The organism is Pantanalinema rosaneae CENA516 (genome assembly GCF_050753385.1).
GTDB lineage: Bacteria > Cyanobacteriota > Cyanobacteriia > Leptolyngbyales > Leptolyngbyaceae > Pantanalinema > Pantanalinema rosaneae.
On record NZ_JBLZFZ010000020.1, the window covers coordinates 41,671 to 56,691 of the forward strand.

General features: G+C 51.0%; 13 protein-coding genes and 1 other RNA gene. 8 read left to right on the forward strand and 6 right to left on the reverse strand.

What is annotated here, in order from left to right; all coding sequences use genetic code 11:
* Positions 1-126 precede the first annotated feature (126 nt).
* From ssrA to ACN4EK_RS13720, 3 genes are all read right to left on the reverse strand, one after another.
* Positions 127-517, reverse strand: a transfer-messenger RNA (tmRNA) gene (ssrA, locus tag ACN4EK_RS13710).
* A gap of 76 nt (positions 518-593) precedes the next feature.
* Complete coding sequence (locus tag ACN4EK_RS13715) at positions 594-863, reverse strand: hypothetical protein (RefSeq protein WP_431658485.1); 270 nt, start codon at positions 861-863, stop codon at positions 594-596.
* Between the two features lie 653 nt (positions 864-1,516).
* Entirely contained in the window at positions 1,517-3,037 is a 1,521-nt protein-coding gene (locus ACN4EK_RS13720; protein ID WP_431658486.1) for a hydroxysqualene dehydroxylase, read from the reverse strand.
* Positions 3,038-3,136: 99 nt separating this feature from the next.
* On the opposite strand from ACN4EK_RS13720, the gene queC reads away from it, so the two are divergent.
* Complete coding sequence (gene queC / locus ACN4EK_RS13725; protein ID WP_431658488.1) at positions 3,137-3,850, forward strand: 7-cyano-7-deazaguanine synthase QueC; 714 nt, start codon at positions 3,137-3,139, stop codon at positions 3,848-3,850.
* A 361-nt stretch (positions 3,851-4,211) separates the two neighbouring features.
* Here queC and ACN4EK_RS13730 read toward each other — a convergent pair whose 3' ends face one another.
* Entirely contained in the window at positions 4,212-4,337 is a 126-nt protein-coding gene (locus tag ACN4EK_RS13730) for a hypothetical protein (protein ID WP_431658490.1), read from the reverse strand.
* 38 nt (positions 4,338-4,375) lie between these two features.
* Between ACN4EK_RS13730 and ACN4EK_RS13735 the strand changes: the two genes are divergently transcribed.
* The 3 genes from ACN4EK_RS13735 (at position 4,376) to ACN4EK_RS13745 (ending at position 7,380) form a co-directional block, all read left to right on the forward strand.
* A complete protein-coding gene (locus tag ACN4EK_RS13735; RefSeq protein ID WP_431658492.1) occupies positions 4,376-4,576 on the forward strand; it encodes a DUF2811 domain-containing protein in 201 nt (66 codons plus the stop codon).
* 22 nt (positions 4,577-4,598) lie between these two features.
* Positions 4,599-5,192, forward strand: a complete 594-nt coding sequence (gene hemJ / locus ACN4EK_RS13740; RefSeq protein WP_431658494.1) for a protoporphyrinogen oxidase HemJ — start codon at positions 4,599-4,601, stop codon at positions 5,190-5,192.
* A 523-nt stretch (positions 5,193-5,715) separates the two neighbouring features.
* On the forward strand, positions 5,716-7,380 hold the full coding sequence (locus ACN4EK_RS13745; protein WP_431658496.1) for an iron uptake porin: 1,665 nt from the start codon (positions 5,716-5,718) through the stop codon (positions 7,378-7,380).
* A 121-nt stretch (positions 7,381-7,501) separates the two neighbouring features.
* Here ACN4EK_RS13745 and ACN4EK_RS13750 read toward each other — a convergent pair whose 3' ends face one another.
* Complete coding sequence (locus ACN4EK_RS13750; RefSeq protein ID WP_431658498.1) at positions 7,502-8,014, reverse strand: hypothetical protein; 513 nt, start codon at positions 8,012-8,014, stop codon at positions 7,502-7,504.
* Positions 8,015-8,111: 97 nt separating this feature from the next.
* Here ACN4EK_RS13750 and aroA point away from each other — a divergent pair, with 97 nt between their 5' ends.
* A complete protein-coding gene (gene aroA / locus ACN4EK_RS13755; RefSeq protein ID WP_431658499.1) occupies positions 8,112-9,485 on the forward strand; it encodes a 3-phosphoshikimate 1-carboxyvinyltransferase in 1,374 nt (457 codons plus the stop codon).
* Between the two features lie 39 nt (positions 9,486-9,524).
* On the opposite strand, the gene ACN4EK_RS13760 is transcribed toward aroA, so the two are convergent.
* Complete coding sequence (locus ACN4EK_RS13760; protein WP_431658500.1) at positions 9,525-10,244, reverse strand: DUF4230 domain-containing protein; 720 nt, start codon at positions 10,242-10,244, stop codon at positions 9,525-9,527.
* Positions 10,245-10,444: 200 nt separating this feature from the next.
* On the opposite strand from ACN4EK_RS13760, the gene ACN4EK_RS13765 reads away from it, so the two are divergent.
* The 3 genes from ACN4EK_RS13765 to ACN4EK_RS13775 all read left to right on the forward strand — a co-directional run bounded on the left by ACN4EK_RS13765 (position 10,445) and on the right by ACN4EK_RS13775 (position 14,962).
* A complete protein-coding gene (locus ACN4EK_RS13765; RefSeq protein WP_431658501.1) occupies positions 10,445-10,741 on the forward strand; it encodes a hypothetical protein in 297 nt (98 codons plus the stop codon).
* A 531-nt stretch (positions 10,742-11,272) separates the two neighbouring features.
* Positions 11,273-13,924: an ATP-dependent chaperone ClpB gene (clpB, locus tag ACN4EK_RS13770; RefSeq protein ID WP_431658502.1), complete on the forward strand. Its 2,652-nt coding sequence runs from the start codon at positions 11,273-11,275 to the stop codon at positions 13,922-13,924.
* 441 nt (positions 13,925-14,365) lie between these two features.
* Positions 14,366-14,962, forward strand: coding sequence for an anthranilate synthase component II (locus ACN4EK_RS13775; RefSeq protein WP_431658505.1), 597 nt, complete (start codon positions 14,366-14,368; stop codon positions 14,960-14,962).
* The last annotated feature ends 59 nt before the right edge of the window (positions 14,963-15,021 follow it).

Genomic DNA, 15,021 nt, shown 5'->3' on the forward strand with positions numbered 1-15,021 from the left:
TCCTGGTGGGAGATTCGCGAAACGTTACGGGAGCCAACATGAGACAAACCGAGTTCAGACAGGTACCCTGAACCCACTACCCAATCTACCGACCACAACCCCTGTAATCTGTAGATTAACCGCTAAAAATGGAGCTGACGGGAGTCGAACCCGTGTCCGCCCTGGGTATTAGTACACCGCTCATTCACAGGCTTAGCTGATCTGATCCTCACAGCGGGAACCGTCCCTTATCCCGGACGGTGGGATGCTCTGGTAAAGTCTTAGCTAGCTACTGACCAGAGGCGATTAGCTAGAGCATCCGTTGGGGGTTGGTCTATCATCCTTAACGGAGTCAAATGACAGACGCTCGAACCAGTTAGAGGTTGTTAGGCAACTGCAACAGCAGATTGCTTACGAGCAAAAGGTACGATGTTGTTCGCATGTACGTTGTTTGAGCCATGGATTTATGAGAGTTAGCTCGCTCTCAGCCTGCATCACAGGGTAGCGTTCGCCAAAACGTCGAAACCGTTACAGCCCCGTGTTCTTCTATTATACTGGTGATGTTGGGCGATGTGTGGTAAATCACAACAATTTGACCTTACTACATCCCACCGCTAAAGATAATACAGGATCTTACCAGCGTGTTCTATACAAATTTTGGTGATTGGCAATTTGAGTTGGGCGATCGCCTGCCGTAATTTCCAGTGTTGGTCATCTACTCGCCATACCGTTGATAAGGTTTGACAATTGATTACCAAAACCTCTGCTGTCGCAAACACATAAATAATGCCATCTTCAGTTAAACCGCTGCTTGTCAACACTGACCGACCAAGTACCTGAGCCTGGGTGACTTGATCCAACAACTGCTCTACCTTCGTTGTCATTCTGCTACGCTCCCAATGAGATTTATGCTCTTGCAACAAGAGTTTATTAAAGAACAATTTTGGGTATGGGCACACAGCCATACACCCTCTACAGACCAATACCCTGTAGAAATGACTTAATCCGCTGTCCTTAGCAATTCGCTAAAAGCAAGCTCTAGAGACAACTGATATGTCTGGTAGTGCCACCCTGCACAGTAGTTAATGGCGCAAGATCGGATCAACCAACCTGCTAGCCAGCTTAATCGTTTGAGCGAAGTAGACCACCCTAATCAAAAAATACCCTTCTACAATGTGAAACTAGCACCAAGACTGTGCCTTTTAACACATTGGAACCTGATGAATTAATTTATGAAGAACTGCACCCCTATCCTGTCACCCAGGAATAGCCTGTTTGAGCAGTTTTTACCACCTTACTGAGGAAATTACTGAAATGTAATCCGCCCTACGGGAGAGTTGACAGGTAGAGCGGCTTCTAGCAATAGGCGTTGCGGAATGCAAGTATGATTTCCCCCCTAGCCCCCTTTTTACGATGCCGTCAGGCTATATTCTGGGGGAACCCATCCTTCAAAGCCCTCCAGAACTGAGGGATTTAGGGGGTTGTGTAGGGTTCTAGATGCCTAGGATTCATATCTGTATTCAGCAACGCCTAAGAACTAAGGGAGCCACCACTTGGGCAGCCATTGGTCTGTCCAGGTTCTCACTGTTTGGTTGACCTGCCGCGCCAGTTGGATATGGGGTTCATCCGGTTCAATGGGAAAAATCCGGGCAGGAGTCCCTCGACCAAACTGGGCAATCACCCGGTTAGCGGCTTCCAAGCCCGTCACGTAAGCCTTTTCCTGCGACCAGGAACCATGTTGGGTGACAATCCAATCACCACTCATCCAGAGGTTGGCGATCGAGGTGGTTCCCGATAGCATAAAGGGGTAACTCCCTGGCGAGAAGTGAGTTACGGCTTTGGGCAATCGCACTACACTGCTATCGATCACATGGGCAGACCCAAAGGTAGGAATACAGGTCGTCAAATCCCGTTGGACTTTTGCCACGATCGCCCGATCGTCCATCGGCAACAATTGATTGGCATGGTAAAAATCGGCTTCAATCACACTGCCTGGAGCATCCCGCCATTCATCGTGTAAGGCATTCAGGTCAAAAAATGTCCAGCCTGTCGTAGCATCAAAGCCAAAGCAGGCATTGGAGGGTAGGGGAACCGTAATCTTGCGATCGAACCATAGCCGCGTCGCTACCCCATCGATCGTGCTTAAGTTCATCACATTACAGAACTCAGGCAACTGGCGCAGACGATCGCTGGCACTGACAATCTTCTGCATACCCGTAATCCCCACGGCAAAGATCACGGCATCGGCTTCAAAGAGTTCATCCCCACAAACAACTTCTGTGACTTGGAGAGTCTGCTCCTGCCCTGCCAGCCGCAAATCAGTGACTCGCCGTTGGGTTAACACCCGTCCCCCCACCTGTTCAATCCGTTCTACCCAGGGACGGAAAATCATCTCACCCACCGTACCGCGACACCAGACCACATCAAAGTTCGGTTGATGCGCCAAAATGAAGTAATACAGCATCCCTAATGCTGCCGCCGCCGAACATTGTTCCCCCGGAGCAAATAGTCCTACCAGTAACATTGGCTCAAAGGCATCCCGGTAGAGACGGGCAGACACTCCAAATTGCTTAAACAGTTCCCGCGCGGTGACTGGATCGTAGCGTCGCCAAGCCTGATCGGAATGATCAAAGTCAATTAAGGCATACAGCAGTGGCAGAGCCGACAGGCGATCGCTCAGGGGTAATCGCTGAAATTTCGTGTAAAGAAAGGTTCCTAGCGGAGTCGGGAGCCAGGGTTGGCGCTGAAAAATTGGTGACTCTACCTCCAATCCGGCCGGGGAGTATTGCGAGGAGCGAGTCCAATCCGTAAACGGGCGTAAGCCGAGCTGATCCACCAGGGAGAAAATATTGCGGTAGGGATACCAGAAGCCATGAATTCCGGCTTCGATCGCCCGTCCCTGAGCCGTTTTCCATCCGGCAACCAACCCCCCTGGATAGGCACCTGCCTCCAGTAACGTGACATCATAGCCCTGTTGCGCTAAATGATAGGTTGCCCCCAAACCTGCCCACCCGGCACCAATCACGACTACACGAGGACGCTGTGAATCCTGGGACATAAAATTTCTGCTACCGTCTGCTGCACTCTTGATCTAGCTTAAGGTGCTTTAGACCTTCAGTGCCTTAACCACTATTGTCATTACCAGCCTTAAATCAGTATGTCTAGAAAAGCTGTTGTTTTGCTCTCTGGCGGACTTGACTCTGCCACGGCGGCGGCTCAAGCGATCGCGGATGGCTATGAACTAATCGCCCTGTCCTTTAATTATGGGCAGCGGCATTATCGTGAACTAGAAGCGGCTAAACAAGTGGCTCACCACCTGGGCATTAGGGAGCATGTCATCGTCGATCTGAATCTGGCGCAATGGGGCGGTTCCGCCTTAACCGATGCCACGATCGCCATTCCTCAAACTGGAGTTCAACCGGATGTAATTCCCTCAACCTATGTCCCAGGACGCAACACCATTTTTATTGCGATCGCGCTTTCCCTGGCAGAAGCGAAGGCAGCAGAAGCGATTTATCTAGGGATTAATGCGATCGACTACTCTGGCTATCCCGATTGTCGTCCCGAGTACCTGGCGGCCTTTCAGCAATTGGCTAACCTCTCCTCAAAAGCTGGAATTGAAGGGCATCCACCCCGCTTAGTTGCTCCCTTAGTCCACGCCTCTAAACTAGACATCGTGCAACGAGCCTTACAGTTAGGAGTCGCGATCGACCTCACCTGGTCCTGTTACCAAGGAGATACCGCACCCTGTGGGTTGTGTGATTCCTGCCGTCTACGCGATCGGGCGTTAATTGCCGCCGGTCGTCCGGATCTGGAAACCCCCGTAGGCAGATCATTAGACAGATCACTGCCACCCACGGCAGAACGTTAATCTCAACAGATCGTGACTTTCCTTCCAGTTTGCAATTCTTATCGTTGCCAGGAGTTTTCCCCAAGCATTCCACAGCTTTTCCACAAGTTTTCCACAGGTTTACAGAGGTTTTCCACAAGCAGAAACGAAGTTACTGGGTTCTATGGATTTCGCAGATGGTGGCGGACTATCGCCGATCGCCCCCGACTCCACACAAAAGTACAAACAAATGTAACGGGGATCTGCCTTTGAGCCTGATCCTACGTGCTTTTTTTCTTTCCTGAGTAAATTGAGGGCTGATCACAATGTTGACAATATCGCCCTGAGATGGACAGAATGAAGCGTCTTAGTTTGCCACAGAAACGCCCTGAACCCGGCGCTGTCAGCCGTTAATTGTTGGGCAACTGGGGGTGGATACGATCGGTAAGCCGGAGTGCGACAGCCGATCACTTTCGCCTGTATTCAGTGCTTGCTTGTCCAGGGTGCAAAACGGAACCTCCATATACATTGACATTTCACCTGTCCTAACCACTCTTCGAGGATTTCATGAACACTACCGTTAGTATCCTGGCAGAAATTCCGGAAGCCCTGCATGAGTCATTCACTTGCTACATCGAAAGTCATCCGGATTGGGATCAAGATCGGCTGTTTGCTGCTGCCTTGTCCCTGTTTTTATTGCAGAATGGAGATTGCGATCGCCGAGCGGCACAGGTTTACCTAGATACCCTGTTCCAGCATCCGGTTTAGCAATTTTCCAAAGAGGTTTAACATGGCATATCAGTGGTTTAAGGCGTTTCACATTGTTGGCATTGTGTGCTGGTTTGCAGGGATGTTCTACCTGCCACGGCTGTTTGTATATCATGCGGAAGCCAACGAGCAACCAGAACCCGCTCGCAGCATTCTCAAGAACCAGTATCAAATTATGGAGAAACGCCTTTACAGCATTATCATGACTCCGGCAATGCTGTTGACCATTGCGATGGCGATCGGATTGTTAACGGTTGAACCCGATGTGCTGAAACAACCCTGGATGCATGTGAAACTCGCCTGTGTCCTGCTATTGGTGGGGTATCACCACTATTGCAAACGGTTAATGAAAAAGTTGGCAACCGATGAATGCCAGATGACCGGACAGCAATTTCGCTGGTTTAATGAATTTCCCACCGTATTTTTTGTCATTGTCGTGATGTTGGCGGTGTTCAAGAACAATCTGCCCACCAGTGCTACGGCTTGGGGCATCTTTGGCATGGTGATCGCCATGGGTGCAGCAATCCAGCTTTATGCCCGGAAGCGGCGGTTAGCCCGAGAACAGATGGCAACCGAAGCGAATGCCGTAGCCATGACATCTGAAGGATCTGTATAGATACAGAACAACGAGTCGTTTAGTTACCTTAACGTTCCAGGGGGGTCACAACCATGACTCCCCTGATTTTTTAGCAACCATAGACAACTGCAAACTAAATGCAATTGTCCAATGATATACCGATTTAACTGGTAGATGCTGCACCTCAAATTCCTGTAAGAGCAAACGGCGGTTTACCCGTACCCGACCTATGGCAATGAAGATTTAATTCGGGATAAAAGCTTAGCCAGAGCTTAATTTTTACTGATATCAACGCAGAAATATTGACTCTAATCTCAATAGACGATAAAAATTTATTGAGATAATTTTGCATTTATGTGAAAGTCGAACCCCAGGCAGTGAGCAGTTTGCACACTGATCAGACCTACCAGATCCTTGCCTACCGAACCGGGGGGAGGGGATAGGCAAGGACACCCAGAGCCACGTATTGTTACCTAGGATCTGGTGACAGTATGCAAGAATGATATTCATTCTCGCTTAATTCCTAACAAGCTACTTTATGTCATTTGTGAGGAGTGTTTTGATGTCAAACCAAGTAAGGAAACTCTGGATTAGCGGTAGTTCATCGGTTTTGCTCGGGTTATCACTGGCGACTACGGCTCAGGCAGAAGCGATCGATCCAATGGCGGAGGTCAATTCCGTCTCACAATTAACGGTAGAACAGTCTGTGCCATCACTGGGAATGGAGCAGGTTACATCGGTCTCGCAACTGACTGATGTTCGCCCCACGGACTGGGCATTTCAAGCATTGCAATCGCTGGTAGAACGATACGGTTGTATTGTGGGGTATCCCGATCGCACCTACCGGGGCAACCGCGCCATGACTCGCTATGAGTTTGCGGCAGGTCTGAATGCCTGTATGGACAAGATTCAAGAACTGATTGCGGCGGCAACAGGCGACTTAGTGAGAAAAGAAGATTTACTCACCCTGCAACGCTTACAGGAAGAATTTGCCGCAGAAGTAGCCACCCTGCGGGGTCGGGTCGATGCCCTAGATGTGCGGACTGCCACCCTGGAGAAGCAACAGTTCTCAACCACAACCCGGTTAGGGGGTGAAGTAGTCATGGCGGTGGTAGGAGCCGCGACCGGCGATAATGCGGCGGGTAATCGAGTCACCCGGAATCCCTTTTTAGGCACTCGCACCCGCCTGGACTTTGACACCAGCTTTACTGGAGAAGATTTACTACGCACCCGCTTACAAGCCATTGGCTTTACCGATTTATCGAATGAAACCCTGACTCCCGAAGGAACCCTCCGGTTTAGCTCCGGCTTCTTGGGCAGTGAGTCCAACAATGTTGGCATTGATGCGCTGTTGTACCAGTTCCCGCTAGGCGAAAGAACCACCGTCGTCATTGAAGCCAATGCTGGAGCCGTCGATGATTTTGTAGATACCATCAATCCTTTCTTCGATGGTGATGGTGGCAGTGGCGCACTAACCAACTTTGGCACCCGCAACTCCATCTACTATTTGCTGGATGGTACAGGATTGGGAGTCCGTCATGCCTTCAGTGACCAACTGGAATTCAGTGCGGGATATCTCGCTAGTGATGCCGCCAATCCCAGCCCAGGAGCCGGATTATTTAATGGACCCTATGGCGCGATCGCCCAACTTACCTTTAAACCCACCGAAGCGATCGCCGTCGGTTTGACCTATGTTCATGCCTACAACAATGACTTCACAGCCAACGGAGCCACCGGCAGCAATCGCGCCAACCTCCGGAGTTTCCTGGCTTCCGAACTCAGTGGCATCGAAGCCGATGTACCTGTCTCCAGCAACGCCTATGGGCTGACCGCCTCCTGGCAACTTAATCCCAACATTGTTTTAAATGGTTCCGTCGGCTACACCACCACCCGCACTCTCGCCTCCTTAAATGGCTTAGTTCCCAGAGGCGATCTGTCCATCTGGAACTGGTCCGTTGGATTAGCCTTCCCGGATCTGGGGAAACGAGGCAACCTGGGTGGTCTGATTGTTGGGATGGAGCCCAAAGTCACTCGGGTTCAGGGCCCACTCAGAAATGCGATCGGGGAAGACCGAGACACCTCCCTGCATATCGAAGGCTTTTACCAATACCAGCTTTCCGACAATATTGCCATTACCCCTGGCATCATCTGGCTCACAGCCCCCGATCACGACAACCGGAATAAAGACCTGGTGATTGGAACCGTTCGGGCAACGTTTACGTTCTAGTTCAGTTGGTGAGGAGGATGAGGGAGGTGAGGAAGGTCAAGAGGCGAAAAAGCAACAAAAGCCTTTACATCTTTATTCATCTCCCTTACCTCCCCATCTCCCTTACCTCCCCATCTCCCCCCTAATCCCGAATATCCAGCGTAAACAGATAACTACCTAACAACTCCTCCTCTGCCCATAGTTCATATTCCAGCATCAGGAAACGAGGCAGGGAATTGCCTTTCAGGTGCAGGAACCGGGTAAAATTGCGCAGGCAGAATTGTTCAGTTGGTTGACTATCAGCAGCAGCTAACCAATAGCGACTGGAACCAAACATATTCAGTTGAAACAAATGGCGATAGCAAAACCGACCATTGCCTTGCATGGTTAGCGTGGCGCGATAGGGAGAAAATTCTAGCCACAGGAGCCGTGGGGTAGTCACCGTCGAGACAGGAGACGGCAGGGGCTGAACGGGCTGAAGAAATTGATCAGTGAGAATGGGATCACGATCGAGTACCAACGGCTCCGTTAGCACCAGATGAAAGCGATCGTGGTCTTGTTGGTAAAGCGTCGCAACGGTTTCTAGTTCTGAGCAGATCGGCAAATCCGCTGAGGTTAAAGAGACACAAACGGATTTGCGGTGTTGAGTCAACATAAAACTAGCCAGGACTAACAGCTAATCACTAATTACTAAACGCGAATTAAACGGTAGGATTACTAACGCAGTTTCAAATTAAGCCTACTCGATCCCCATGCCAGTTCTGAATGTGATTTCACTGGATCGTTCCCCGAGTCAGCAGACGTTGACGATCGTTCCCCCGACTTCGGGGTTAGCCCTCCAGGGACGCATTCAAGTACCCGGAGATAAATCGATTTCCCATCGAGCCTTAATGTTAGGCGCACTTGCTGAAGGTGAAACGATCATTCGGGGGCTATTGTTGGGCGAAGATCCCCGCAGTACAGCCAGTTGCTTTCAGGCTATGGGAGTCACCATATCGGAATTAAACTCGCAGGAGGTCAGAGTTCAGGGGATTGGACTAGGAAATTTATTAGAACCGATCGATGTGTTGAATGCTGGCAATTCTGGCACCACCTTACGACTCATGCTGGGAATTCTGGCTTCCCATCCCGATCGCTTTTTTACAGTGACAGGAGATGATTCACTGCGATCGCGTCCCATGTCACGAGTCGTCAAGCCGTTGCAGCAAATGGGCGCACAAATCTGGGGTCGCAAAGATGGAGCGTTAGCTCCGTTAGCTATTCGAGGGCAATCCCTCCGCCCAATTCACTACCAATCTCCCGTCGCGTCGGCACAGGTAAAATCCTGTATTTTACTCGCCGGACTGATGACCGAAGGAAAAACGACTGTCACAGAACCCGCCCTATCTCGCGATCACAGTGAACGGATGCTACGGGCGTTCGGGGCGAACATCAGCGTTGATCCAGATACTTGTAGTGTGACAGTGACCGGAGGAGCCAAGTTACAGGGGCAAACGGTTGTCGTCCCTGGTGACATTAGTTCGGCTGCCTTCTGGCTAGTTGCCGGAGCGATCGTCCCTGGTTCCGATATCACGATCGAGAATGTGGGGATCAATCCCACCCGGACAGGAGTTTTGGAAATCCTAGCGGCGATGGGCGCGAATATTACCCAGGAGAATCCCCGTGAAGTGGCGGGAGAACCCGTTGCCGATTTACGAGTCCGGTATGCCGGAACGAGCGATCGCGCTCCCCTGCAAGCCTGTACGATCGCCGGAGATGTGATCCCCCGGTTGATTGACGAAATTCCGATTCTGGCGGTTGCCGCCACCTTTGCCGCAGGCACCACAGTGATCCGGGATGCGGCGGAATTACGGGTGAAGGAGAGCGATCGCATCGCGGTGATGGCAAACCAACTCAACCAGATGGGTGCCCGTGTCACCGAATTGCCGGATGGTATGGAAATTGTCGGTGGCACACCGCTCAAAGGAATGGAAGTCGATAGCTATACCGATCACCGCATTGCCATGAGTTTAGCGATCGCGGCATTGGCAACCAGTGGTAGCACCGTGATTCAACGGGCGGAAGCCGCGTCAATTTCCTATCCAGAGTTCGTCGCTACCTTGCAAACGGTGTGTGGAGAGGGTTAGGGAGATGAGGAGGATAGGGGAGATGGAGAAGTGGCTGGGTTAGGGGTGATAGGCGAGGGTTTCCTGGGCACAGGTTTCCACAGTGGCAGGTTGGATTGTGACGGTGACTTCTTTATGACCAGCGGTATTTAATAGTTGGGAGACGACCAGTTTGGCGCGATCGCTGGCTTGATTCAGAATCCCACCCTGGCAAGCGGCTTGGGTAATTTGCTTCAACGCCTCTTTTTGTGCCTGAGTTTGCAATTCAGGTCCCACGTCTGGGCCTAACCCCAACCAACCGCGATCGTAGTCGTAGACCTGAGAGCGAGTGACATCGATTTTGCTATCCAGCAGTCGGGGGGCAGGCAGTTGAATCGCGAGGCGATCGCCGTTGACTTGCACATTCGCGGCGGTCAGTTGGCTTAAATCCACACCAGCCTGCACTTCTCCCTGAGCGATGTAAAGTAGCCTGGTTTTGAAGGACAGCGCACTAAAGGAAACCTCTTGCTCGGAGGGCACAACGGCTTGCATAGTAAAAACGGCTGTGGTCAGTTCACTGGCATCCCGTACCTGCTGCACCACCAGCGATGCCACATCAACTTTCGGCGCGGCTTGAGAAATACTAAACCAGGAGGTTAACCCACCCAACCAGCGATCGCCCGTTTTCAACACTTCATAGGTCAAGAGCGAGCCAGCCAGTACCGTCCCCCCCAGCAATATCAATGTGAGATCCCGAATCCGATTGCCTTTTGCCCGTTGCTCAGGATTCTGATCGATCATGCCGCTAACCCGCCTTTTCACGCGTAGGGTATTAGACAGTATTTTTGTACTATATCAATAGTGCGACCATACTGCCACACTTTACTGTAGCAAGAACTATTTGGAATGCACCGCCCTCCCGTTCACCACGCTTAACAACACAGCTTTGGTAGGAAGTAATCTTGCTAGAATCCTGATCATGACCCTGTCTCAAATATCTTATGCAAGCCTTTGAAGTGACTGGAACGATCAATTCAGTTGGACAGTTGACATTGGATCAACCACTACACATTGACTATCCCGGACAGGTTAAGGTAATTGTGTTGCTGCCTGAATCAAATCAGGAAAGTTCCGAAGCGAATCCTCAGGCAGAACTCGCTTCAACCGCTCGTCCGATTTGGGAACGGGTAGACCAGATTTCTGCTCAAGTACCGATCAAGGATTGGTCAACCCTTCCTCAAGATCTGTCTAAAAATTTAGACCACTACTTGTACGGCTCACCCAAAACTGAGCTATGAGAACAGTCTTTGCTGATGCAGCATACTGGATTGCCTTGATTTATCCAGGTGACGATTTACACGATCGAGCCAAAGTCGTTTCTGCTACGCTTGCACCGTTACATATTGTCACCAGCGACATGGTTAACAGAACTCTTAAACTCTCTGTCAAACAAGGGAGGAAATTTACGGAGGGCAGGGGTAGCACTGATTCAAGACATCTACTCTGATCCAACTATTACAGTAGTAGCTCAAACGCGAGAACTTTTTGCTCATGCCCTTGAGCTTTATCAGAATCGGCTTGATCAAGCATGGAGCCATACGGACTGCGCTTCCTTCTGCATCATGCAACAACAGAAGCTGCTCGAAGCTTTAACGTATGATAGGCATTTTGAGCAGGCTGGCTTTATCGCTCTATTGCGTTAGATCTCATTAGCCCTGAAGCTGTACCGGAAAGGCTATCCTGGTTGCTGGTTCTACGTCAGGAAGGTTGAAAGAGTATACTGAAAGCTCAACCATACTGTATTTCATAACTAAACCCACTATTCAAACATGCAGCCCACAGACCCGAATAAGTTTACTGATAAAGCCTGGGAAGCCGTTGTCCAGTCGCAGGATGTTGCTCGTCGGTTTGTGCATCAGCAGCTAGAAGTCGAACACCTGATTATCGCGTTGTTAGAGCAACAGGATGGTTTGACAGCAAAGGTGTTGACGCGGGCTGGGGTCGATGTCCCACGGATCTCGCAACAAATTGAAGATTTTGCCAAACGGCAACCCAAAGTCCCCAATAGTGATCAGCTATATTTAGGACGTAATTTGGATGTCCTGCTCGATCGCGCCGATAAAGCGAGGCAAACCTGGCAGGATGAATTCATTTCCGTCGAACATTTTTTGATGGGATTTGTCTCTGATCCCCGACTAGGCTTGCGATTGTTGCGGACATTCAACATCGATCCCGATCGCTTGGAAGCCGTAATTCGGGAGGTGCGGGGCAGTCAGAAAGTCACCGATCAGAATCCGGAGTCCCGCTATGGAGCGTTAGAGAAGTATGGACGGGATCTGACTGAAGCCGCGAGATCGGGCAAAATTGACCCGGTAATTGGGCGGGATGAAGAAATCCGGCGGGTGGTGCAGGTACTTTCACGTCGGACGAAGAATAATCCCGTGTTGATTGGGGAGCCGGGAGTCGGGAAAACGGCGATCGCGGAAGGACTGGCTCAACGGATTGTCAATGGCGATGTACCGGAATCCCTAAAGAATCGGTTGTTGATTGCCCTGGATATGGGGTCGCTGATTGCTGGAGCCAAATATCGCGGCGACTTTGAAGATCGGCTGCGATCGGTTCTCAAGGAAGTGATTAACTCCGATGGTCAGATTGTCCTGTTCATTGATGAGTTGCATACTGTGATCGGTACCGGATCCACCCAGGGGGCAATGGATGCCGGAAACTTGCTGAAACCGATGCTGGCGCGGGGTGAACTCCGTTGCATTGGCGCTACGACCCTGGATGAATATCGCAAATATATCGAGAAGGATGCCGCTCTCGAACGGCGCTTCCAGCAGGTGTATGTTGATCAGCCCAGTGTGGAAGACACGATCTCGATTCTGCGGGGGCTGAAGGAACGCTACGAAGTCCATCATGGGGTGAAGATTACTGACTCCGCACTGGTGGCTGCTGCCATGCTGTCCGATCGCTACATTTCCGATCGCTTCCTGCCCGATAAGGCGATCGATCTGGTGGATGAAGCCGCCGCCAAGTTAAAGATGGAAATCACCTCGAAGCCGACGGAACTGGAAGTGATCGATCGGCGGGTGATGCAACTGGAGATGGAAAAACTGTCGCTCAAGGGTGAAGATACCTTAGCTTTTGCCGCCAATCGGGGTTCCAAAGATCGGCTCGATCGCATCGAACAGGAAATTGCCGACCTATCGAAGCGGCAGACCGAACTGGATTCCCAGTGGCAGGGCGAAAAGCAACTGCTGGAGCAAATCAAAAGCCTGAAGGAAGAAGAAGATAAACTGCGGGTGCAGATTGAACAGGCGGAACGAGCCTATGACCTGAATACGGCGGCTCAACTCAAGTACGGACGCTTAGAAGCGGTGCAGCGCGATCGGGAAGAGAAGGAAGCTGAATTATTGGAACTGCAATCCCGAGGGTCTGCCTTGCTGCGGGAACAGGTGACGGAATCCGATATTGCCGAAATCGTAGCGCGATGGACGGGCATTCCCGTGAATCGGTTGCTGGAGTCGGAACGGCAAAAGCTATTGAACCTGGAAAAACACCTGCATCAACGGGTGATCGGTCAATCGGAAGCGGTGGAAGCGGTAGCGGCAGCCATTCGACGGGCAAGGGCTGGCATGAAGGATTTAGCCCGACCGATCGGTTCCTTCCTGTTTATGGGACCTACGGGAGTCGGCAAAACCGAACTGGCACGAGCACTGGCACAATTCCTATTTGACTCCGATGATGCCCTGGTACGGATTGATATGTCCGAATATATGGAGAAGCATTCCGTCGCCCGATTGGTGGGTGCGCCTCCGGGGTATGTCGGCTATGAGGAAGGGGGACAACTATCGGAAGCCGTCCGGCGACATCCCTACTCGGTAGTGCTATTTGATGAAGTGGAAAAAGCCCATCCCGATGTGTTCAATATTCTGCTGCAAGTGCTGGATGACGGACGGATTACCGATTCCCAGGGTCGCACCGTGGACTTCCGTAATACGGTGATTGTCATGACCAGTAACATCGGGAGCGATCACATCCTGGATGTGTCTGGGGACGATTCCCGCTACGAGGAAATGCGATCGCGGGTGATGGATGCCCTGCGGAAACACTTCCGTCCGGAGTTTCTCAATCGCGTGGATGACTTGATTTTGTTCCATACCCTTGATCGCGGCGAACTCAGTCAAATCGTCGGACTGCAAATCAAGCGGATTCAAGCCATGCTGGCAGACCAGAAGATCCAATTGGAGATTACTCAGACTGCCAAGGATCATATTGCTGATGCCGGGTACGATCCGGTTTATGGTGCCCGTCCCCTGAAACGTGCCATTCAACGCCAGTTACAAAATCCGATCGCCACCAAGATTTTGGAGAATGCTTTTGCAGAAGGCGACACGATCATGATTGATGTGGTAGATGGCAAATTAGAGTTCACCAAGAAAGCTGCCGTTGCTGTGAGTAACCAGCCTGCCTTAGCGTGAGCTGGGTTAACGGTTTACCGCAACAAATCCGGCAACTTTATCGTCAGAAGTAGTACGATCGGGGACGCTAGGATGGGTTGGCAAATCCTGTGATCCCCCTACCTCTCTTAAAAAGCTACCGTGTCCGCAGAAGGTATCTGTTTAAAAGTTGACACTGTCTAGCCCCCTAAATCCCCTAATACTGGGGGACTTTGAGGTTCTAATTCCCCCCAGAATTGGGGGGTAGGGGGCTAAATGCAGGAACTTGAGGTCTGTTCAGGAAATGTGTGTACACGGTAGCTAAAAAAGAGGGAACCAAGCAGTTCAAAGTCCCTCTTTCTTTATTAAGGGGGATTTAGGGGGGATCAACACAGGCAAAGCAACGAAACACTGCCTAGCACTTACTTGCCTCAAATAGGATAGGTAGAGTAGCAAAATCACCATGCAAAGGAGTTACTGCCGTTGATCCTCGTTATCGATAACTACGACAGCTTTACCTATAATCTGGTGCAATATCTGGGCGAGTTGGGCGCTGAATTCCCGATCGCGGCGGAGGTGCAGGTCTACCGCAATGATCAGATTTCGTTAGACCAAATTCGGCAGTTGCGCCCGGATGGGATCGTGATTTCCCCCGGCCCCGGTCGTCCCGAAGATGCCGGAGTGTCACCGCAGATTATTCAAGAATTGGGCCCCGAGTTTCCCTTGTTAGGTGTATGCCTGGGACATCAAGGCATCGGTTTAGTATTTGGGGGCAAGGTGGTCGCGGCTCCGGTGCTAATGCATGGCAAAGTCTCTCCAGTCCATCACACCAATACGGGGGTTTTCCAGGGGTTAGAGAATCCGTTGACAGCAACCCGGTATCATAGTTTGGTGATTGAGCGGGAAAGCCTGCCAGATGTGTTGGAAGTCACGGCATGGGTAGACGATGGCACGATCATGGGAGTCCGGCATCGCCACTATCCCCATGTTCAAGGAGTCCAGTTTCATCCCGAAAGTGTGCTAACCATGTCTGGTAAACAGCTATTGCGGAACTTTCTAGCCTCGATCGGCAATCAGTGAGTAGGGAACAATCAACAGGTGGGGGATTTGTGAGCAACGGCTCTGCCCTCCCTGATAAC